Raw genomic sequence first — 21,052 nt, 5'->3', positions numbered from 1 at the left:
TTCCCGCTACGGAGACCTTTCGATGACGTCGTATAAGAAAAAACTTCGCGGCCTCGCCGCGCTCGGCGCGCTGCTGCTCGCCACCGCCGCCCACGCGGACCTCAAGGTCGGCATCGATCTGTCGAGCACCGGTCCGGCCGCCGTGATCGGCATCACCAGCAAGAATGCGATGCTGATGTGGCCGGCCACGATCGCCGGCCAGAAAGCCGACTACATTTTCCTCGACGACGCCTCCGACCCCGGCGCCGCCGTGCGCAACATCCGCAAGCTGATCAACGAAGATCACGTGGACGTGATCGTCGGCCCGAACATCACGCCGGCGGCAATGGCCGCGCTCGACGCGGTCGCCGAAAACCAGACGCCGATGATCACGCTGATCGGCTCGGCGAGCGTGGTGGAACCGCAGGAAGGCAAGAAGGTGTGGGCCTACAAGATGGCGCAGACCGACAGCGCGATGGCCGACGTGATGACGCGCTACATGTCGAACCACAACGTGAAAACGGTGGGCTTCATCGGTTTCGCGGACGGCTACGGCGAAAGCTGGCTCAACGAGTTCAGCAAGTTCGCCGCGCTGCGCCACATCCAACTGGTCGCCACCGAGCGCTATAACCGCACCGACGCGAGCGTCACCGGCCAGATCCTCAAGCTGATGGCCGCCAAGCCCGACGCGATCCTGATCGCCGGCGCGGGCACGCCGACCGTGCTGCCGCAGCGCACGCTGATCGAGCGCGGCTTCAAGGGGCCGATCTATCAGACGCACGGCATCGCCACGCCCGAGTTCATCAAGCTGGGCGGCAAGGACGTCGAAGGCACGCTGTTCCCGACCCAGCCGGTGGTCGTCGCGCGCACCTTGCCGGCCGACCATCCGGCGAAGAAGGCGGCGCTCGCCTTCGCCAACGAGTACGAGGCGAAGTACGGCCCGGGCAGCGTGACGCAATTCGCGGGCGACGCGGCGGGCGTTTATCCGCGCCTTCAGGACGCGGTGGCGCGGGCGTTGAAAACCGCGCAACCGGGCACGCCGGCTTTTCGCATCGCCTTGCGCGACGAACTCGAGCGCGCGCATGAACTGGTCGTGCCGAACGGCGTGGTCAGCACGAGCGCCAAGGACCACGTCGGGCTGGACCAGCGCGCCAGCGTGATGGGCGCGATCAGGAACGGCAAGTTCGTCTATTTGAGCCAGTGAACGGGCGCCGCGCGAGGCACCGTGTACCATGCTGACGGCCGGCTTGCGGTGAACGCGGGCTCAGGCTGATTTGCCGATTCCGTGCGAGCGCGCGGCGCCTTTGCCGACAGGCAAAGGCGCCGCGCACCGCCAGTCCGTGAAGTCCGTCCCATCGCGCATGCTTAGAACCAGAAAACGCATTCTCATCGCCGCCGCCGTGGCCGTCGTGATCCTCGCGATCGCGATCGTCCAGGCCATCAGGAAGCGCGGCGCGCCCGCCGCCACCGCCACGGTCTCTTCCGTCGTCGAATTCGCCCCCGACGATCTCACCACGGTGAGCCGCCGCACGCTCTCCGAAACGCTGCCGCTGACCGGCTCGCTGCGCGCCGTCACTCAGGCAGCGGTCAAATCCAAGGTGGCCGGCTCCGCGCTCGACGTGTTGGTGCGCGAGGGCGACGCGGTCAAGACCGGCCAGATTCTCGCGAAGATCGACGCCCGCGATTACGTGGCCCGAGCCGAGCAAAGCCGCGGCCAGATGGCGGCGATGGCCGGCCAGCTCGACATCGCCAGGCAGACGCTCGACAACAATCGCGTGCTGGTCGAAAAAGGCTTCATCTCGAAGAACGCGTTCGACACCGCGCAAAGCCAGTACGAGATCGCCCGCGCGAATCTGGATGCGGCGAGGGCGGCGCTGGCGTCGTCGAATCTCTCGCTGGCCGATACCGTGGTGCACTCGCCGCTCGACGGGCAGATCGCCACGCGCTCGGTCGAGCCCGGCGAGAAAGTCGCCGTCGACACCAAGCTGTTCGATGTAGTCGATCTGCGCACGCTCGAACTCGAGGCGCCGGTGCCGGTCGGCGAGATCGGCCGCGTGCGGATCGGCCAGCCGGTGCGGATTGCTTTCGACGGCATCGAGACGCCCGTGCAAGGCGCGATCACGCGCATCAATCCCGCCGCGCAGACCGGCTCGCGCTCGATCATGGTGTACGTGCAGGTCGCCAATCCGTCGGGCACGCTGCGGGTCGGCATGTTCGGCACCGGCACGATCGCGGTCGGCAGCCGGCCGAATGCGCTGGTGGTGCCCGTCACCGCCGTGCGCACCGACGGCGCGCGCCGCAGCGTCTATGCGCTCATCGACGGCAAGCTGGTCGAGCAGACGGTGCAGACCGGCGTGAGCGGCGTGAGCAACGATGGCGAAGGCGCCGCGTGGACCGAAATCGTCGGCGGGCCGTTGGCGGTCGGCCAGCAGATCGTGAAGAACAATCTCGGCTCGTTGCGCATCGGCAGCACCGTGCGCGTGGTACAGCCCGCTAAACCTGCGCTGCCGGCGCAAGCCGCGCCGCCAGCGGCCGGCGCTTCGAGCGCCAGCAGCCCGCGCTGACCGGAGCCCTCGCCCATGTGGTTCACGCGCATCAGCATCGGCAACCCGGTGCTCGCCACGATGATGATGATGGCGTTCGTCGTCATCGGTCTGTTTTCGTATCAGCGGCTGAAGGTCGACCAGTTTCCCGACATCACGTTTCCGGTCGTGGTGGTGCAGACCGCGTATCCGGGCGCGTCGCCGGAATCGGTCGAGTCGGACGTCACGCGCAAGATCGAGGAAGCGGTCAACACGATCAGCGGCATCGAGCAGATCACCTCGCGCTCGTATGACGCGCAGTCGGTGGTGATCGTGCAGTTCGATCTCGCGGTGGACGCGGTGCAGGCCGCGCAGGACGTGCGCGACAAGATCGCGCTGATCCGCCCCGATCTGCGCGACGGCGTGAAGGAGCCGCGCGTATTGCGCTACGACCCGGCGGATATGCCGATCGTCACGGTGGCCGTATCGAACGCGCCGGGCGCGTCGCTCTCCACGCGCGAGCTCACCACCGTCGCCGATCAGATCGTGAGGAAGCGGCTCGAAACCGTGCGCGGCGTCGGCTCGGTGTCGCTGGTGGGCGGCGTCAAGCGGCAAGTGCGGATCGACGTGAATCCGCAGAAGCTGCAGGCGCTCTCGATCGGCGTCGATCAGGTGATCCGCGCGGTGCAGAACGAGAATCAGGAGATTCCCGCCGGGCCGCTCACGTCGAGCCAGGTCGAGCAGACGGTGCAGGTCAAGGGCCGCTTCGAGAAACCGGACGACTTCAGGCGGATCATCGTCGCGCGGCGCGGCGCGCAGTCGGCGATTCCAACGGCGTCGTCCGCCACGCAGCCGGTCACGCTCGATCAGGTCGCCGACGTGGTCGACGGTCAGCAGGAACCGGACAGCATGGGTCTGCTCAACGGGCAGCGCGCGTTGTTCCTGTCGGTCGTCAAGGCGCAGGGCGAGAACACGGTGGAGGTCGCGCAGGGCGTGGGCGCGGAAGTCGCGCGCCTGCAGCCGCAATTGCCGCCGGGCGTGAAGCTCAGCATCACCGACGACTCGTCGATCAACATCGAGGAAAGCGTGAACGAAGTGAAGCGCACCTTGCTCGAAGGCGCGTTGCTCACGGTGCTGATCGTGTTCCTGTTCCTCGGCTCGTGGCGCAGCACGGTGATTACCGGCCTCACGCTGCCGATCGCGCTGATCGGCACCTTCGCGGTGATGTACGCATGCGGCTTCACGATCAACGTGATCACGCTGATGGCGCTATCGCTGTGCGTGGGCCTGTTGATCGACGACGCGATCGTGGTGCGCGAAAACATCGTGCGCCACGTGCAGCTCGGCGCGGACCATCGCACGGCCGCGCTCGACGGCACCAAGGAAATCGCGCTCGCCGTGCTGGCCACCACTTTTTCGATCGTCGCGGTGTTTTTGCCGGTGGGCTTCATGGGCGGCATCATCGGCCGCTTCTTCCATCAGTTCGGCATCACGGTGGCCGCCGCCGTGCTGATCTCGATGTTCGTGTCGTTTACGCTCGACCCGATGCTTTCGTCGATCTGGCCGGACCCCGATCTGCACGACGCGGACACGGGCCGCAAAGGCTATCGCTATGGCCGCTTCATCGAGCGTTGCCTGCACCTGTTCGATTCGCGGATCGATCAACTCACGACCTTCTATCAACGCCTGCTCGGCTGGTCGCTCAGACATCGCGCGCTCACGCTGATCGTGGCCGCGGCGACGTTTTTCGGCAGCCTGTTTCTGGTGCCGTTCGTCGGCACCGAGTTCGTGCCGAATGCGGACTTCTCCGAAACGCAGATCGGCTTGAACACGCCGGTGGGCACCTCGCTCGAAGCCACCTCGGAGAAAGTCAAACAGGTGCAGGCGATTCTCGCCGCCTATCCCGAAGTGCGCTTCACCTACGCGACGGTCAACTCCGGCAACACGCAGGGCAAGAACACCGCGCTCATCACCGTGCGGCTCAAGGAGCGGCGCGAGCGCACGCGCGGCATGGTCGAATTGAACCAGGTGTTTCGCGCGCGGCTCGCCTCGGTGGCGGGCGTATCGGTCACCGAGATCGGCGTGCCGGACGGCGCGGGCAGCACGAAGGCGATCCAGTTGAGTTTGCAGGGCGAGAACATCGACGAACTGCGCCGGCTCTCCGAAGCGGCCCAGGCGCGAATGGCGAAGATCGCCGGGCTGGTCGACCTCGATTCGAGCCTGAAGGCGGACAAGCCGATCGTCGCGATCAACGTGAAGCGCGAACTGGCGTCCGACCTCGGCGTGGGCGTGGCCGACATCGGCACCGCATTGCGGCCGCTGCTCTCCGGCGATGCGATCAGCACCTGGCGCGCGCCCGACGACCAGGACTACGACGTGAGCGTGCGCCTGCCGCGCGCGCACCGCCAGGATGTGGACGATCTCGCGAAGCTGATGATCGCCACCAACCGCACCGACGCCAACGGCGCGCCGGTGCTGGTGCCGCTGCGGCAGATCGCGGACATCGTCACGACGACCGGCCCGGATGTGTTGAACCGGCGCGACCTGCAACGCGAGGTGATGCTGTCGGCGAACGTGAACGGCCGCTCGCCCGGCGACGTCGCTTCGGACATTGCGAGGACGCTCGACGCGATGCATCTGCCGGCGGGCTATCACTACCGTTTCGAAGGCTCGACCAAGAGCATGAACGAGTCGTTCGTGTATGCGGTGGAGGCGTTGGCGCTCGCGGTGATCTTCATCTATATGATTCTCGCGTCGCAGTTCGCGAGCTTCGCGCAGCCGCTCGCGATCATGGCGTCGCTGCCGCTCACGCTGATCGGCGTATTGATCGCGCTGCTGCTGTTCGGCAGCACGCTGAACATGTTCTCGATCATCGGCTTCGTGATGCTGATGGGGCTCGTCACCAAGAACGCGATCCTGCTGGTGGACTTCGCCAATCAGGCGCGGCGCGGCACGCTGCTCGACGCCTCGGGCAAGGGCCGCAAGATGGAGCGGCGCGAGGCGCTGCTCGAAGCGGCGCGCGTGCGTCTGCGGCCGATTCTGATGACCACGCTGGCGATGATCTTCGGCATGCTGCCGCTCGCCGCCGCGCTCGGCGAAGGCGGCGAGCAACGCGGGCCGCTCGGGCAGACCGTGATCGGCGGGGTGATTACGTCGTCGATCTTGACGCTGGTGGTCGTGCCGGTGGTCTATACGGTGCTGGAGGATTGGGCGGATTGGTTGCGGCGTAAATTCCGCCGCAAGCTGCAAGCCGCGGTGAAGCGATGACGTGGGGCCGCCGCCCCGCCCGCGCGAAATTGTTAAAGTAGTGATCTTTCCCCGATCAACGGTCCCCCATCATGCGCACCACTCGAGCCATCCACGCTGTCGAACGGTTGAAAACGCGCAGCGGCAATCCGCGGTTCGCCGCGATCAGCCTGTCGGGCGGCCTGTTCTATCTGGTCGACAAATCGGGCGGCGCCGACAAGAAAGTCTCGGATCCGCTCACGCTCGACGACTTCGTCAAATTCGTCGACGCTTACGGTCCGCCCAAACCGCGCAAGGCCAGCAAGCTCGATATCGCGTTCGAAGAGCAGATCAAGAAAAGCAAGGGCGGTTGAACGGCGGGCGATAGTTTCAACGCTTCGCGATCGGCCGCTCCCCGTCTCTTTCAAGCGACGCCGATTTCCCGCCACTGACCATCCGCCGCACTGCTTGCCAGCACCGCGTCGATGAAACGCAAGCCGGCCACGCCATCTTCCACCGTCGTCAGCAGCAGGCTTTCAGCAGGCAGCGGGCGGCCTTCGTCCAACGCTTCGATCTGCAACGCCGCGTCCTTGTACAACTGCGCGAACGCTTCCAGATAACCTTCGGGATGCCCCGGCGGCACGCGTGTCGCGTGCGCCGCGATCGCGCTGGTCACGCGCCCTCGCGTCAAGCGCTCAGCCGAACCGCCGAGGGGCGTGAACCACAATGCGTTGGGGTGCTCCTGATCGAAGACGAGGCTCGCCCTCGTTCCATACACGCGCAGACGCAACGCATTTTCCGCGCCGCTCGCCACCTGGCTCGCCCACAGCATGCCGCGTGCGCCGTTCGAATAGCGCAGCATCGCCTGCACGTGATCGTCGATGCGGCGTCCGGGCACGAAGGTATGCAACTCGGCGGATAACGCGGAGGGCGTCATGCCGGTGACGAACGCGGCGAGATGATACGCATGCGTGCCGATATCGCCGAGACAGCCGGCCGGCCCCGCCAACGCGGGGTCCGTGCGCCAGCCGGCCTGCTTGTTCACCCCGCTCGTTTCTATCGGCTCGGCCAACCAGTCCTGCGCGTATTCCACTTGCACGACGCGCAGTTCGCCCAGTTCGCCGCGTTCGATCAGTTCGCGCGCGTGACGCACGAGCGGATAACCGGAGTACGTATGCGTCAATGCAAACAGCTTGTTCTTCTCGCGAGCGAGCCTCGCCAACGCCTCGCCTTCGACCAGCGAAATCGCCAGCGGCTTGTCGCACACCACGTGGATGCCCGCTTCGAGAAAAGCCGTTGCAACCGGCGCATGCAGATGATTCGGCGTGACGATCGCGACGGCGTCGATCCCGTCGTCGCGCGCGGCTTCGGCGCGCGCCATCTCATTCCAGTCCGCATAGCTGCGCGCGATCCCGGCCTCGGCGGCGCTTGCTTGCGCGCGCCGCGGATCGGACGACAACGCGCCGGCGACCAGTTCGAACCGGTCATCGAGCCGCGCCGCGATCCGATGCACCGCGCCGATAAACGCGCCCTGTCCGCCGCCGACCATGCCCAACCTGAGCCTTCTATATGACATCGCTCCCGCTCCTGGTGATCGCTAGCGGATGCCGAGCACGCGCTTCAATTGCGCCGCATCCACGCCGCTGCCCGCGAAGTCGTCGAAGGCATGCTCGGCCACGCGGATGATGTGCCGCCGGATGAACTCCGCGCCTTCACGCGCGCCGTCGTGGGGATGCTTCAGCGCGCACTCCCATTCGAGCACCGCCCAGCCCGGAAAATCGTATTGCGCCATCTTCGAGAAGATCGCGCCGAAATCGATCTGCCCGTCGCCGAGCGATCTGAAGCGGCCCGCGCGCTCCACCCAGCCGCTGTATCCGCCATACACGCCCTGCTTGCCGTTCGGGCGAAACTCCGCGTCCTTCACATGAAACGCCTTGATGCGTTCGTGATAGATGTCGACGAATGCGAGGTAATCCAGTTGCTGCAGAACGAAATGGCTCGGGTCGTAGAGAATGTTGGCGCGCGGGTGTTGCTTCACGGCGTCGAGAAAGCGCTCGAACGTGACGCCGTCGTGCAGGTCCTCGCCCGGATGCAGTTCATAGCAAACGTCGACGCCGGCTGCGTCGAATGCATCGAGAATCGGCGACCAGCGGCGCGCGAGTTCGTCGAACGCGGCTTCGATCAAGCCTGCCGGACGCTGCGGCCAGGGATACAGATACGGCCACGCCAGCGCGCCCGAAAACGACACGTGCGTGTTCAAGCCCAGGCGCCGCGACGCCTGCGCCGCGAGTTTCATCTGCTCGACGGCCCACTGCGTGCGCGCGGCGGGATTGCCGCGCACATGCTCGGCGGCGAAGCCGTCGAATAACGCGTCGTAAGCGGGATGCACCGCGACCAGTTGCCCTTGCAGATGCGTCGACAATTCGGTGATCGTCACGCCCGCGTTTTCAGCGATCTCGCGCAGTTCGTCGCAATACGTCTGACTCGCCGCCGCCTGTTCGAGATCGATCAGGCGCGCGTCGCACGGCACCTGAATGCCCTTGAAGCCGAGACTCGCGGCCCATCCCGCCAGATGCGCGAGATTGTCGAAGGGCACTTCGTCGCCCATGAACTGAGCCAGAAAGATCGCCGGGCCCTGGATGGTTTTCATTGTCTGGTTCCTCACACTTCGACGCGCTCGCCGCTCAGAACGGCGAGTCGGGGAAGTAGAACTGTTGCGCGTTTTCCTTCGTGATCAGCACCGATGGAATGATGGTGGTGGCCGGCAGCTTCTCGCCCTTGAGCCGCGCTTCGGCGGTGAGCTTGATCGCGTCGTAGATGAACTTCGGCGAATACGACACGTCGGCCTTAATCAGCGGCGCGCCGTCCATCACGTTCTTCACCATGCCCTTCGAGCCCGCGCCGCCGAACACGATCTTGATGTCGCTGCGCCTCGCCTGATCGATCGCCTTGATCACGCCGACGGCCATGTCGTCGTCGGCGGCCCACACCGCGTCGATGTGCTTGAAGCGCGTGAGGTAATCCTGCATCACCTTGAACGCGTCGTCGCGATTCCAGTTCGCGTACTTGGCATCGAGGATCTTGATGTTCGGATAGGCCTTCAGCACGCCGGTGAACGCGGCCCAGCGCTCGTTGTCGAGCGTCGTCGGAATGCCGCGCAGCGCGACGATGTCGCCCTTGCCGTCGAGCGCTTTCGCCAGATATTCCGCGGGGATCCTGCCGAACGCGGTGTTGTCGCCGGCGACGTAGGCGTCCTGCGCGCTCTTGTCGGTCAAGCCGCGGTCCACCACCGTCACGTAGATGCCCTTCTTCTTCACCTGCGCGACCGGCTGCGTGAGCGAGGCCGATTCGAACGGGAAAATCACCAGCGCGTTGATCTTGTTCACCGTCACGAGGTCCTGCAACTGGTTCGCCTGTTCCGGCGAGCCGGCCGCGGTTTTCACGATCACTTTCAGATCGGGGTGCATTTTCTCCAGATCGGCTTTCGCCTTGTTCGCCCACCAGACGATGCCGCCCGTGAAGCCATGATCGGCCGTCGGAATCGCGACGCCCAGCGTGACTTTTTCCGCGGCGCGCGCCGTGCCGATACCGGCCACGCCCGCCGTACCCAGTACTCCCAACGCCAGCATGCCGGCGCCGACCGCTCGAATGATCCGCTTCATGGTTGTGTCTCCTATGGTGAGGCGTTCGTGCGCCCCGGTTCTGGAATATGCCTGTGTGTCACGCTGAAGCCACCACGACTACCGCCGTCCGCGCTGCACGAACGCGACGAAGATAATCACCACGCCCTGCACCGCCGCGTTCAGATACACGCTGATGATGCTGGTCAGATTCAGAATGTTCGCGATCACCGACAGCAGGACCGCGCCGATCACCGTGCCGACCACACGTCCCTCGCCGCCCTTCAACGCCGTGCCGCCGACCACCACCGAGGCGATCGCCTCGAGTTCCCATAGCAGGCCCGTGGTCGGCGTGGCCGAGCCGAGCCGCGGCACGTAGAGCACCGTGGCGACGCCGACGCAAATGCCGAGCAGCACGTAGGTAACGATCTTCACCGTATCGACGCGAATCGCCGCATAGCGCGCGACCTGTTCGTTCGAACCGATCGCCTGCACGTGCCGGCCGAACGCGGTCCGATTGAGGATCAGCGCGCCGCCCGCCGCCACCACGAGAAACACCCAGATCGGCACCGGCACGCCGAACAGGCTCGCGTAATACACCGGCCCGTACAGATCGGAGAGCGAGTTGTCGAGCGTCAACGCGCCGCCGTCGGCGAGCCAGGTGAGCACCGCGCGAAAAATACCCAGCGTTCCCAGCGTGACGATGAACGGCTCGATCCGTCCTTTCGTGATCAGCAGCCCATGCGCGCAGCCGAACAACCCGCCGAGCAGCAGCGCGAACACGATGCCGAGCGTGACGATCGCGAGCGGCGCGAAGGTATGGCCGCCGAGGCCCGCGGCGAGCGCGTTCATCAGCCAGATCATGCTGCCCGCGATCAGCGCGGCCATCGAGCCGACCGACAGATCGATGCCGCCCGAAATGATCACGAAGGTCATGCCGACCGCGATGATGCCGATGAACGACGTGCGCGTGAGCACGTTCATCATGTTGTCGAGCGTCGCGAAATCGCGGTTGAGCAGCGTGCCGACGATGCACAGCGCGATCAAGCCGGCCAGCGGCCCGAGTGCGTACAGTCGATGCGCGAAGCGCAGCGCGCGCCCGGATTGCACGGCTTCAGTGGGTGCCGGTCGCATGGGCGATCAACTCCTCTTCGGTCAGATGTTCGAGCGTGAGCGTGGCTTGCAGGCGCCCCGCGCGCATCACGGCGACGCGGTGGCACAAGCCGATCAGCTCGATCAGTTCGGATGAAATGACGATCACCGCGCGGCCTTGCGCGGCGAGACGATGAATCAGGAAATAGATGTCGCGTTTCGCGCCGACATCGACGCCGCGCGTCGGCTCGTCGAGCACGATCACGTTCGGGTCCGGCTGCAGGAACTTGGCGAGCGCGAGCTTCTGCTGATTGCCGCCGGAGAGCATGCGCGCGCGGCTCGACAGGTCGCCGGTGCGAATGCCGAATTCGCTCACGGCTTTCGTCAACGCCGCGCGGCCCGCCTTCAGATCGAGCAGCGGATGCGCGTAACGTTCGAGCGTCATCAACGTGACGTTGTCCTGCAAGCTCAGGTTCACGTGCAGGCCCTTGCCCTTGCGATCCTCGCTGAGATACGTGAGGCCGTGGCGCATCGCGTCGCGCGGGCTTGACAGATCGGCGCGGCGGCCGGCGATCTCGATGCGGCCCGCCGTGCGCTTGCGCAAACCGATGATCGCTTCGAACGCCTCGGTGCGGCCCGCGCCGACGAGGCCCGCAAAGCCCAGCACTTCGCCGGCGCGCACGTCGAAGCTCAGGTCGTCCACCCAATCCGGCACCGTGAGTCCTTGCACTCGCAGCGCGATCGGCGCATCGGCTGAGACGGTGAGCTTGTCGGGGAACATGTCGGACACGTCGCGCCCCACCATCAGGTTCGCCATCTGCTGCCGCGCGAGCCCCGCCGTTGCGCCGCGGGCGACGAAGCGGCCGTCGCGCATCACGATCACTTCGTCGGTGATGCGCTCCACTTCGTCGAGCTTGTGCGAGATGTAGATGATGGTCACGCCGTCGGCCTTGAGCTTCGCCATCAGCGTGAAAAGCCGTTCGGTTTCGGAAGGCGTGAGCGTGGCGGTCGGCTCGTCCATGATGAGCAAACGCGCGCGCCGCGAGAGCGCCTTGGCGATCTCCACCATCTGCTTTTCCGCGACGATCAATTCGCGCACTTTGGTGTCGGGCGCTTTCTCCAGACCCACTTGCGCGAGATAACGCGCCGCTTCGGCACGCATCGCGGCGTCGTCGACGAACCAGCCGCGTTTCTTCTCGTGACCGAGGTACATGTTCTGCGCGATGGTCAGGTGCTCGGCGAGATTGAACTCCTGGTGAATCAGCACGATGCCTTGCGCTTGCGCCTCGCGCGAGCCGATGAACCGCTGCGCGTGGCCGTCGATCAGCAAGCTGCCCGAGGTCGCCGTTTCATAGCCGGCGAGAATTTTCATCAGCGTCGATTTGCCCGCGCCGTTCTCGCCGAGCAGACCGTAGATGCGCCCCGGCGTCAGCTCGAAACTCACGCCGTGCAGTACACGCACCGGGCCGAAGTCTTTACGGATGTCGTCGAAACGAACGGCGAGGCTCATGATTCACGCGCTCCCGCGAATCACGAGCCGATGCGGCAGCAGCACGCCCGGCACGTTCGCCAATGGATTCGCGAGCCGTTGCAGCAGGAGGCGCGCGGCGGTTTCGCCGAGTTCGCGCATGGGTTGCGCGATCGTGGTGAGCGGCGGATCGATTTGCGCGGCGAGCGAAATGTCGTCGAAGCCGACCACCGCGATGTCGTCGGGCACGCGCTTGCCGACGCTGCGCAAGCCATGGATCACGCCGATCGCCAGGGTATCGGAGACCGCGAAGATCGCGCTCGGCGCTTGCGGCTGCTGGGCCAGGGTGGCCGCCGCCGACGCGCCCGCTTGGTAGTCGAGGCTGTTCAGGTTCATGCGCCAGCGTTCGTCCGGCGCGATGCCGGCTTCGGCCAACGCGTCGAGATAGCCTTGCTGACGCTGCCGTGCGTACAGGTAGTCCACGTCGGAATTGATGAGCCCGATGCGCCGATGGCCGCGCGCGAGCAGATGCCGCACGGCGTCGCCGGCCGCGCGGTAGTTGTCGATGCCCACGTAGGGCACGCCCACCGACGGATCGAACTCGCAGCACGCGACCCACGGCAGCGCGCTGGACGCCTCGCCGAGCGCCTGCTGGATCGTCGCCGGGTCGAGGCAGATCGCGCCGTCCGCGCGGCGGCGCTGCAACAGGTCGAAGTAGCTGCGCTCGCGGCCCGGATCGGCGCCGGTGTCGCAGAGCAGCATGAAGTAGCCGTGCTGACGCGCGACGCTGTCGATGCCGCGCACGATCTCGGCGTAAAACGGATTGCCGAAGTCGGGCACCATCGTCAGCAGCAGGCGGCTTTCGGCGGTGCGCAGATTGCGCGCGAGTTCGTTGACGCGGTAGCCGCTGGCGTCGATCGCCGCCAGCACCTTGTCGCGGGTTGCGGGCCGCACGTTCTCGTGGCCGTTCAGCACACGCGAGACCGTCGCCACCGATACGCCCGCCTGCTCGGCGACGCCGGCAATCGAGACCCCTTCGGCCGCGCGCGGCGGACGCACGCTGGACGCGGAGGTGGAATCCGTCCTGGACGACGATCTGGACAAGTTGAATGCCCTCGAAAATGTAATCGATTACATTTTTGGACGATTCAAGCCGGAATCGCAAGCACCGATCGCTAGGGATTAACACGGAGGCGAGCGGACCGAGCCACGGTCCGCCTCGCGCTGCGGCCGAGCAGCGCACTGCCCGCGGGCGCCGGCCGGGCGTCGCCATTTTGGTACAATCCGGCGGTTACCCTGCCGTGGCTTACGTGCCCGCCGTACCTTGGCGCCGCGAGACCCCGGTCGGAGGCAAAACCGCCAAACCCGCCAAATCAAACCGCCGAATCCATCATGAACATCGAGCAAGCGCGTTTCAACATGATCGAACAGCAGATCCGCCCCTGGGAAGTGCTCGACCAGGACGTGCTGAATCTGCTCTCGATCGTCAAGCGTGAAAATTTCGTCCCCACCGTCTACCGCGATCTGGCTTTCGTCGACTTCGAAGTGCCGCTGCCGGCCGGCCAGCATATGCTGGCGCCGCGCATCGAGGCGCGCGTGCTGCAGGAACTGGCGGTGAAGAAACACGAAAGCGTGCTCGAAATCGGCGCCGGCTCCGGCTACATGGCGGCGCTCCTCGCGCATCGCGCGCAGCACGTGCTGACGGTCGACATCGAACCGGAATTGGCCGAACTGGCCAGGAACAACCTGATCGCCAACGGCGTGCTGAACGCGGAAGTCGCCACCGGCGACGCCTCGCGCGGCTGGGCCGACGCCGCGCCGTACGACGTGATCTGCGTGTCGGGCGGCCTGCCGGTGCTGCCGCAGGACATCCTCGAGCAACTCAAGGTCGGCGGCCGGCTCGCGGCGTTCGTCGGCACCGCGCCGGTCATGAAGGCGCAGATCATCACGCGTATCGACGAGAAGCAGTACCGCATCGCCGACGTGTTCGAAACCTATGTCGAGCCGCTCGTCAACGCCGTGCAGCCGCCGCGTTTCAAGTTCTGATCGGTTCCGATCGGCTCGCTCGCTTGCGTGTTTTTCCGGACGGCCGGCTCGCCGCCGTCACCTGAACTGGATGTCCCGCTGATGCAAAACCTGACCGCTCCCGCGCTCGCCGAATGGCTCGCCGATCCGTCGCGTCCCGCGCCCGTGCTGCTCGACGTGCGCGAGCCGTGGGAAATCCAGACGGCGTCGATCGCCGGCGCCGTGTCGATTCCGATGCGCGAGATTCCCGCGCGCAGCGAGGAACTCGACGACGACGCGCCAATCGTCTGCGTCTGCCATCACGGCGCGCGCAGCGCCCAGGTCGCGATGTTCCTCGAATCGCGCGGCCATGCCAACGTCTTCAATCTGCAAGGCGGGATCGACGCGTGGTCGCGTCAGGTCGATCCGGCCGTCCCCACTTACTGATCGAACGGCCTTGACGATGCGCTGGCGGGTGGCGGTCCTCCTGGCCGCCGTGGCGCTCGCGTGCGCGCTGCCCGCGCTTCCCGCGCGAGCCGTGGGTCTTGCCCAGCTCTACGACGAAGCGCTCGCCAACGACGCGCAACTGCAAAGCGCGCGCGCCGCGCTCGCCGCCAACAGCGAGGAACTGCCGCTCGCCCGCGCCAAACTGCTGCCGCAACTGTCCGCGTCGCTCAACGCGAGCCGTCAGAACACCGATTTCGGCGGCGGCTTTCCCGCTTCCTACGGCAACAGCCACGGCTATGTGCTGTCGCTCACGCAGCCGCTGATTCATGTGGATAGCTGGTACGGCTACGCGCAAGGCAAGCTCGCGGTCGATGCGGCGCAGGCGTCGTTCGCGCAGGCGCGCCAGGACCTGATCGTGCGTCTCGGCGAGGCTTACTTCAACGCGCTCGCCGCGCAGGACAGCGTCGCGATCGCGCGTTCGCAGAAGGCGTCGATCGCGCAGCAGCTCGAACAGGCCAAACGTTCATTCGAGGTGGGCAACACCACCATCACCGACACCAACGAAGCGCAAGCCAAATACGACGAGGCGATCTCGCAGGAGATCGCCGCGCAGAACGATCTCGCGGTGAAGCTGGCCGCGCTGCAGCAGATCGTCGGGCATCCGGTCGAGCATGTCGACGGGCTCGCCGCCGGTACGCCGCTGCCGCCGCCCATGCCCGCGGACATCAACCAGTGGGTCGACGCCGCGACCGACGCCAACTATCAGGTCGTGTCGAAGCAGATCGCGCTGGACAGCGCGCAGCGCGAAACTTCCAAGGCCAGGTCCGGCCATCTGCCGACCGTCGATCTGGTGGCAAGCCGCTCGCGCAGCAGTCTCGGCTCGGCGGGCGCGGGCAACTTCGGCGGTTTCGGCAGCGGCGCGAATTCGCCCGCGGCCGGCACGCCGCCGCTCGCCGCCGGCTTCGGCGGCCTGGGCTCGTACACGAGCAGCGCGATCGGCGTGCAGGTCACAATCCCGCTCTTTGCCGGCGGCGCGACGCAAAGCCGCGTGCGTCAGACGCTCGCGCTCGAGGACCAGGCGTCCGCCGATCTCGACACCGCGCGGCGCAACGCGGCGCTCTCGGCGCGGCAAGCGTTTCTCGGCGTGGTGAGCGGACTCGCGCAGGTGCGCGCGCTGCAAACCGCCGAGCAATCGGCGCGCACGTCGCTCGAATCGAACCTGCTCGGCTATCAGGTCGGCGTGCGGATCAATACCGACGTGCTCAACGCGCAGGATCAGCTATTTTCCGCACGCCGCGATCTGGCGAAGGCGCGCTACGACACGCTGATCAACAGCCTCAAGCTGAAGGCCGCGACGGCGAGTCTCACCGATCAGGACGTGCTGCAGTTGAGCGCACTGCTCTCGCCGGTCGACAACGGTTCGCTGACCGCGTTGCCCCAGGCGCCGACGGTGCCGCATCCGGGTGCGGCGGCCAAAGGCGCGGCGGGCAAGTCGGGACGACACACGATGCCGAACGTGACGACGCCGCGGTAGGTCTCTTTCTTCTTCACCGCTTCCTCTCTTTCCGCGTTGCGCAGTGCACGGTTATTTGTGGCTTCACTAGCCGCAGCCCGACCTTGCACGCTTCGCAACGTCGCGAACACTGCGTAGCCATTGCGCCGCTTCGCGCATCCACCCACGAAATTTCACCCGAATTCCCGGCCAGCGCACAGGCACCATGCTCCGACCTTTTTTGCCGGAGCCGTGTGATGAGCGTTTTGAAGTTCGCAATACTGGCCGCAACGCTGTTGCCGCTCTCCTCGTATGCAACGTTGGGCGGCGCGCCGAGCGCCGGCGCTTCCTCCCAGTCGGCGCCGCGCGCCATGCAGTCGGTCGCCGGCGCATCAGCGGCCGGGGCCGCGCGCGCGGCGTCCTACACCCTGCATCAATCGATCGACGCCAACGGCGTGACGATCCGCGAATACGTGTTGCCTGGCAACGTCGTGTTCGCCGTCACGTGGGACGGGCCGATCCGCCCGGACATGACGGCGCTGCTCGGCAGCTACTTCCCCAACTACGTGAGCGCGGGTCACAGCCGTGCGCGCGGCACGGGGCCGCTCATCGACGGCAACGACGATTTTCGCGTCGAGTCGGCCGGCCGCCTCGGGCGCTTCTTCGGCATGGCTTACCTGCCTCGTCTGATGCCCGCGGGCGTGCGTCCTGGCGATCTCCAATAAGCCCTCCGTCGAATCAGGAAAAACAAAATGAACACATTGAACAAGACGCTGCGGGTCGCCACGGTGGCCGCCACCGTCATATTGACGGCCTGCGGCGCTGGTGGCGGCGACGGCCAGGGCAACAATTCCGTCAGTTGGAATGCAACCCCCGACTGGGTCGGCAACAGCCCCGGCAATTCGGGGAATTCGAACAACGACGGTAACTCGGCGGGCATCAAAACGGAGTCGGACAATACGGTGCCGATCCGCGTCGACAACTCGATGGGCAACCTCAACATGCTGTCGGCCTCGATCACCGTGTGCGTGCCGGGTCAACCGGGTCGGGGGCAATGCGTGACCGTCGACAACATGCTGGTCGACACCGGTTCGACCGGCGTGCGCATTGCGGCCAGCGCGCTTCAGTCGCTCAACCCGAAACTGCTCACGCAAATCGGCGCGCTCGACGATACGACGGGCGCATTCCCGATCGCCGAATGCATGCCGTTCGCCTCGGGCTTCACCTGGGGCTCGGTCAAGCGCGCCGACGTCAAGATCGGCAGCAGGACGGCCAGCAACATTCCGGTCCAGGTGATGGGCGACGGCGCATTCACCACGCCGTCCGACTGCACCGCGCACGGCGGAGCCGACTACAGCACGGCCCGAAGCCTCGGCGCCAATGGCATCCTGGGCATCGGGCACGGCGTCCACGATTCCAAGGACGCGTTGACCACCGCGATACCCGGCAACTACTACTACTGCCCGTCGGCGAACTCGTGCGTCAGCACCCGCGTGAAGGCCGAAAAGCAAGTGATGAACCCGGTTGCCGCATTCAGCGCCGATTACAACGGCACGATCATCCGCTTGCCGGCAGTGCCCGCGAGCGGCCAGGCCTCCGTCACGGGTGAACTGATATTCGGCGTGGGCACGCAGGCCAACAATGCGCTGCCCGCCGACGCCAACATCTTCACGGTGGACACATACGGCTTCCTGACCACCCATTACCAGGGCACCGCGTTCAACTACAGCGCGATCGACAGCGGCACCAACGTGTACGCTTTCGCCGACAGCGCGATTCCCACGACCTCGGATTTCTACACGCCGGCGAGCGCGCTCGACCTGTCGGCAACGATCGAGGCCTCGGCCGGCTCCGGTGCGCCGCTTGCGGTGCCTTTCCAGATCGAGAACGCGCTGAACCTGGCGGCGACCGGCAACGCCGCGTTCAACAACGTGGGGGCGTCCATGTCGTCCGGCCGCTGGTTCCTGTGGGGCTTGCCGTTCTTTTACGGCCGCAGCGTCTACACGGTGATCGGCGACAGCAAGATCGGCACGCTGACCGGTCCGTTCGTCGCGTTCTGATAACCGCATGAATCAGGGAGGCGCTGCTTCGTGGGCGCGCCTCCTACTCCGTCTCCCTCAACACCTCGCCCACCGTCGCAAAGATCTCCTCGATCTGCGCCTCCTCGATAATCAACGGCGGCGAGAACGCCAGAATGTCCCCCGTATAACGCGTCAACACGCCCTTCTCGAAGCAGCGCACGAATACGTCGTAAGCACGCGCGCCGGGCGCGCCGTCACGCGGCGCCAACTCCACCCCGCCCACCAGGCCGAGATTGCGCACGTCGATCACATGCCGCTCGCCGCGCAGTGCGTGAATCGCGTTCTCGAAGACGGGCGCCATCCGCGCGGCCCGTTCGAACAACTGCTCGCGCTCGTATAGATCGATCGTCGCGCAAGCCGCGGCCGCGGCGATCGGATGCCCGGAGTAGGTGTAGCCGTGAAAAAACTCGATGCCGCCCGGCGCGCCGTTCACGATCGAATCGTGAATCCGCGTGCTCGCGGCGACCGCGCCCATCGGCGCGGCGGCGTTGTTGGTGCCCTTGGCCATCGTCAGCAGATCGGGCGTGACGCCGAAGTACTGCGCGGCGAACGGCGCGCCGAGGCGCCCCCAGCCGGTGATCACCTCGTCGAAGATCAGCAGGATGCCGTGCCTGTCGCAAATCTCGCGCAGCCGCTGCAAATAGCCTTGCGGCGGAATCAGCACACCCGTCGAGCCCGCTACCGGTTCGACGATCACCGCCGCAATCGTCGAGGCATCGTGCAGCGTGACGAGCCGCTCGAGTTCGTCGGCGAGATGCGCGCCCCACGCCGGCTGTCCCTTCGAATACGCGGCCTCCTTGAGGTTCAGCGTATGCGGCAAATGATCGACCGCGGGCAGCAGTGCGCCGGAAAACGCCTTGCGGTTCGGCGCGATGCCGCCCACCGAAATGCCGCCGAAGCCCACGCCGTGATAGCCGCGCTCGCGTCCGATGAAGCGCGTGCGCTGCCCTTCGCCACGCGAGCGGTGATAGGCCAGCGCGATCTTCAGCGCGGTATCGACCGCCTCCGAGCCGGAGTTGACGAAGAAAATGTGCTTGAGATCGTGAGGCGTGTGCCGGGCGATTTTCGTGGCGGCTTCGAAAGCCTTGGGATGGCCCATCTGGAAGGTGGGCGCGAAATCCATTTCGGCCGCCTGCGCCTGCACCGCGGCCACGATTTCGTCGCGGCAATGACCGGCGTTGACGCACCATAGCCCGGCCGTACCGTCGAGAATGCGCCGGCCGTCGTGCGACGTGTAGTACATCCCCTTCGCGCTTGCCAGCAGACGCGGCGCGCTCTTGAACTGGCGGTTGGCCGTGAAGGGCATCCAGAAAGCGGACATATCCGGTGGATTGACGCCGGCGTGCTCGGTCATTTCATGTCTCCTGCAAAGCGCCCATGTCGATCGGAGTTCATGCTTCGGCATTCACGCCGGTCCACGCAGCGCGCTCCGGTGCCACGCAAAGCCTGCATGACTGGCCTTTCAGTGTAGGCAAACCGCGGCCCATGCACAAACGCGCGGCGGCCATGCACCGCCGACGCCCGCTGGCCGATGCGCACGCCTCGTCGCGGCGCGGCACGCACCCCAACGAAGCGCACGCCCCCCGCGTGCACCACAACGGCGCCGCAGCGCGCATAACTTACCTCGCTCGCAGCCGCGCCGCAGCGTGAACCGCACGCACTTCCAGTCGAACTTGCCGCATGGCATGTGCCTTGCAGTACAGGAGCGGCAAGTCATACGGGATAGGCAACGCTGACCGAAATCGACGCCCATAAACATTCATCATCAATGGCAAGGGGATACACATGAAACGTCGCAGTCTGTTGAAGTTCGGCTCCATGTCGGGCGCGCTGGCGCTTGCTGGTCAGGTTCCGTTTGCCCAGGCGCAGTCCGGCAGCGGTCCGATCAAGGTGGGGATTCTGCATTCCCTGTCGGGCACGATGGCGATTTCGGAGACCTCGCTGAAGGACACCGCGTTGATGACCATCGCGGAGATCAACAAGAGCGGCGGCGTGATGGGCCGCCAGTTGCAGCCGGTGGTGGTGGACCCGGCGTCGAACTGGCCGCTGTTCGCCGAAAAGGCGCGCCAACTGATCACGCAGGACAAGTGCGCGGTCGTGTTCGGCTGCTGGACCTCGGTGTCGCGCAAGTCGGTGCTGCCGGTGTTCGAGGAACTGAACGGCCTGCTGTTCTATCCGGTGCAGTACGAAGGCGAGGAAATGTCGCGCAACGTGTTCTACACGGGCGCCGCGCCGAATCAGCAGGCGATTCCCGCCACCGAATATCTGATGAGCGCGGAAGGCGGCGGCGCCAAGCGCTTTTTCCTGCTGGGCACCGACTATGTGTACCCCCGCACGACCAACAAGATCCTGCGCGCGTTCCTCAAGTCGAAGGGCGTGCAGGAGGCCGACATCCAGGAGGTCTACACGCCGTTCGGCCACAGCGACTATCAGACCATCGTCGCGAACATCAAGACCTTCTCGCAAGGCGGCAAGACCGCGGTGATCTCGACGGTGAACGGCGATTCGAACGTGCCGTTCTACAAGGAACTCGGCAACCAGGGGCTGAAGGCGTCGGACGTGCCGGTCGTCGCGTTCTCGGTCGGCGAGGAAGAACTGCGCGGCATCGATACCAAGCCGCTGGTCGGCAATCTCGCGGCATGGAACTACTTCATGTCGGTACGCAATCCGGCCAACGAGAAGTTCAAGAAGCAATGGGCCGCGTGGGTCAAGGAGAACAATCTGCCGGGCGGCACCAAGCGCGTGACGAACGACCCGATGGAAGCGACCTTCGTCGGCATTCATATGTGGAAGCAGGCCGTCGAGAAGGCCAAGAGCACGGACGTGGACAAGGTGCGCGTCGCGATGGTCGGCCAGCAGTTCGTCGCGCCGTCGGGCTTCACGCTGGAGATGGACGGCAATCACCATCTGCACAAGCCGGTGATGATCGGCGAAGTGCGCGCCGACGGCCAATTCAACGTGGTGTGGCGCACCAAGACCGCGATTCGCGCGCAGCCGTGGAGCCCGTTCATCGCCGGCAATTCGAGCAAGCCGGACGTGGTCAGCTCGATTCCGGCGTTCCTGAAGCGCGCGCGCGTCGCCTGACCGCACGCCGGATCGTCATGCGGGCGCAGTCGGCCGGC

17 protein-coding genes are annotated in these 21,052 nt (G+C 65.8%); 10 read left to right on the top strand and 7 right to left on the bottom strand.

All coding sequences use genetic code 11. The annotated features are described in order from the left end of the window. Positions 1-22 precede the first annotated feature (22 nt). From ACOCG7_RS15925 to ACOCG7_RS15910, 4 genes are all read left to right on the top strand, one after another. Positions 23-1,183, top strand: a complete 1,161-nt coding sequence (locus ACOCG7_RS15925; RefSeq protein WP_083085789.1) for an ABC transporter substrate-binding protein — start codon at positions 23-25, stop codon at positions 1,181-1,183. Between the two features lie 157 nt (positions 1,184-1,340). Next, on the top strand, positions 1,341-2,543 hold the full coding sequence (locus tag ACOCG7_RS15920) for an efflux RND transporter periplasmic adaptor subunit (protein ID WP_114163422.1): 1,203 nt from the start codon (positions 1,341-1,343) through the stop codon (positions 2,541-2,543). 15 nt (positions 2,544-2,558) lie between these two features. Beyond that, positions 2,559-5,768: an efflux RND transporter permease subunit gene (locus ACOCG7_RS15915; RefSeq protein ID WP_114161997.1), complete on the top strand. Its 3,210-nt coding sequence runs from the start codon at positions 2,559-2,561 to the stop codon at positions 5,766-5,768. A gap of 71 nt (positions 5,769-5,839) precedes the next feature. Next, on the top strand, positions 5,840-6,100 hold the full coding sequence (locus ACOCG7_RS15910) for a hypothetical protein (protein ID WP_073431701.1): 261 nt from the start codon (positions 5,840-5,842) through the stop codon (positions 6,098-6,100). Positions 6,101-6,150: 50 nt separating this feature from the next. Here the strand turns inward: ACOCG7_RS15910 and ACOCG7_RS15905 are convergent, their stop codons facing one another. From ACOCG7_RS15905 to ACOCG7_RS15880, 6 genes are all read right to left on the bottom strand, one after another. Beyond that, positions 6,151-7,302 carry a Gfo/Idh/MocA family protein gene (locus ACOCG7_RS15905; RefSeq protein ID WP_114161996.1) on the bottom strand — a complete coding sequence of 384 codons (1,152 nt, stop codon included), beginning with the start codon at positions 7,300-7,302 and terminating at the stop codon, positions 6,151-6,153. 21 nt (positions 7,303-7,323) lie between these two features. Next, positions 7,324-8,376 (bottom strand): sugar phosphate isomerase/epimerase family protein, encoded by a 1,053-nt coding sequence (locus ACOCG7_RS15900; protein ID WP_114161995.1) that lies wholly within the window; start codon positions 8,374-8,376, stop codon positions 7,324-7,326. A gap of 34 nt (positions 8,377-8,410) precedes the next feature. Then, positions 8,411-9,388, bottom strand: coding sequence for a substrate-binding domain-containing protein (locus tag ACOCG7_RS15895; protein WP_073431698.1), 978 nt, complete (start codon positions 9,386-9,388; stop codon positions 8,411-8,413). 78 nt (positions 9,389-9,466) lie between these two features. Beyond that, positions 9,467-10,480, bottom strand: coding sequence for an ABC transporter permease (locus tag ACOCG7_RS15890; protein ID WP_073431697.1), 1,014 nt, complete (start codon positions 10,478-10,480; stop codon positions 9,467-9,469). Continuing rightward, on the bottom strand, positions 10,461-11,948 hold the full coding sequence (locus ACOCG7_RS15885; protein ID WP_114161994.1) for a sugar ABC transporter ATP-binding protein: 1,488 nt from the start codon (positions 11,946-11,948) through the stop codon (positions 10,461-10,463). The genes ACOCG7_RS15890 and ACOCG7_RS15885 overlap by 20 nt, the downstream gene beginning before the upstream one ends. Before the next feature lie 3 nt (positions 11,949-11,951). Then, on the bottom strand, positions 11,952-13,010 hold the full coding sequence (locus ACOCG7_RS15880; protein WP_114161993.1) for a LacI family DNA-binding transcriptional regulator: 1,059 nt from the start codon (positions 13,008-13,010) through the stop codon (positions 11,952-11,954). A 288-nt stretch (positions 13,011-13,298) separates the two neighbouring features. Here ACOCG7_RS15880 and ACOCG7_RS15875 point away from each other — a divergent pair, with 288 nt between their 5' ends. The 5 genes from ACOCG7_RS15875 (at position 13,299) to ACOCG7_RS15855 (ending at position 17,909) form a co-directional block, all read left to right on the top strand. Next, positions 13,299-13,952: a protein-L-isoaspartate O-methyltransferase family protein gene (locus tag ACOCG7_RS15875; protein ID WP_073431694.1), complete on the top strand. Its 654-nt coding sequence runs from the start codon at positions 13,299-13,301 to the stop codon at positions 13,950-13,952. 81 nt (positions 13,953-14,033) lie between these two features. Further along, positions 14,034-14,357 carry a rhodanese-like domain-containing protein gene (locus tag ACOCG7_RS15870; RefSeq protein WP_114161992.1) on the top strand — a complete coding sequence of 108 codons (324 nt, stop codon included), beginning with the start codon at positions 14,034-14,036 and terminating at the stop codon, positions 14,355-14,357. Between the two features lie 16 nt (positions 14,358-14,373). After that, positions 14,374-15,891, top strand: a complete 1,518-nt coding sequence (locus ACOCG7_RS15865; protein WP_114161991.1) for a TolC family outer membrane protein — start codon at positions 14,374-14,376, stop codon at positions 15,889-15,891. 215 nt (positions 15,892-16,106) lie between these two features. Further along, positions 16,107-16,574, top strand: coding sequence for a DUF2844 domain-containing protein (locus tag ACOCG7_RS15860; RefSeq protein ID WP_114161990.1), 468 nt, complete (start codon positions 16,107-16,109; stop codon positions 16,572-16,574). Between the two features lie 27 nt (positions 16,575-16,601). Next, a complete protein-coding gene (locus ACOCG7_RS15855; protein ID WP_208645233.1) occupies positions 16,602-17,909 on the top strand; it encodes a DUF3443 domain-containing protein in 1,308 nt (435 codons plus the stop codon). 43 nt (positions 17,910-17,952) lie between these two features. On the opposite strand, the gene ACOCG7_RS15850 is transcribed toward ACOCG7_RS15855, so the two are convergent. Then, positions 17,953-19,284 carry an aspartate aminotransferase family protein gene (locus ACOCG7_RS15850; RefSeq protein WP_114161988.1) on the bottom strand — a complete coding sequence of 444 codons (1,332 nt, stop codon included), beginning with the start codon at positions 19,282-19,284 and terminating at the stop codon, positions 17,953-17,955. 431 nt (positions 19,285-19,715) lie between these two features. Here ACOCG7_RS15850 and urtA point away from each other — a divergent pair, with 431 nt between their 5' ends. Next, positions 19,716-21,014 (top strand): urea ABC transporter substrate-binding protein, encoded by a 1,299-nt coding sequence (gene urtA, locus ACOCG7_RS15845; protein WP_083085774.1) that lies wholly within the window; start codon positions 19,716-19,718, stop codon positions 21,012-21,014. Positions 21,015-21,052: the final 38 nt, after the last annotated feature.

Source organism: Paraburkholderia sp. DD10 (genome assembly GCF_049177125.1).
Taxonomy (GTDB): Bacteria; Pseudomonadota; Gammaproteobacteria; order Burkholderiales; family Burkholderiaceae; genus Paraburkholderia; species Paraburkholderia terricola.
The sequence above is the reverse complement of the archived record's forward strand: the minus strand, read 5'-3'. Positions and strand labels throughout refer to the sequence as shown.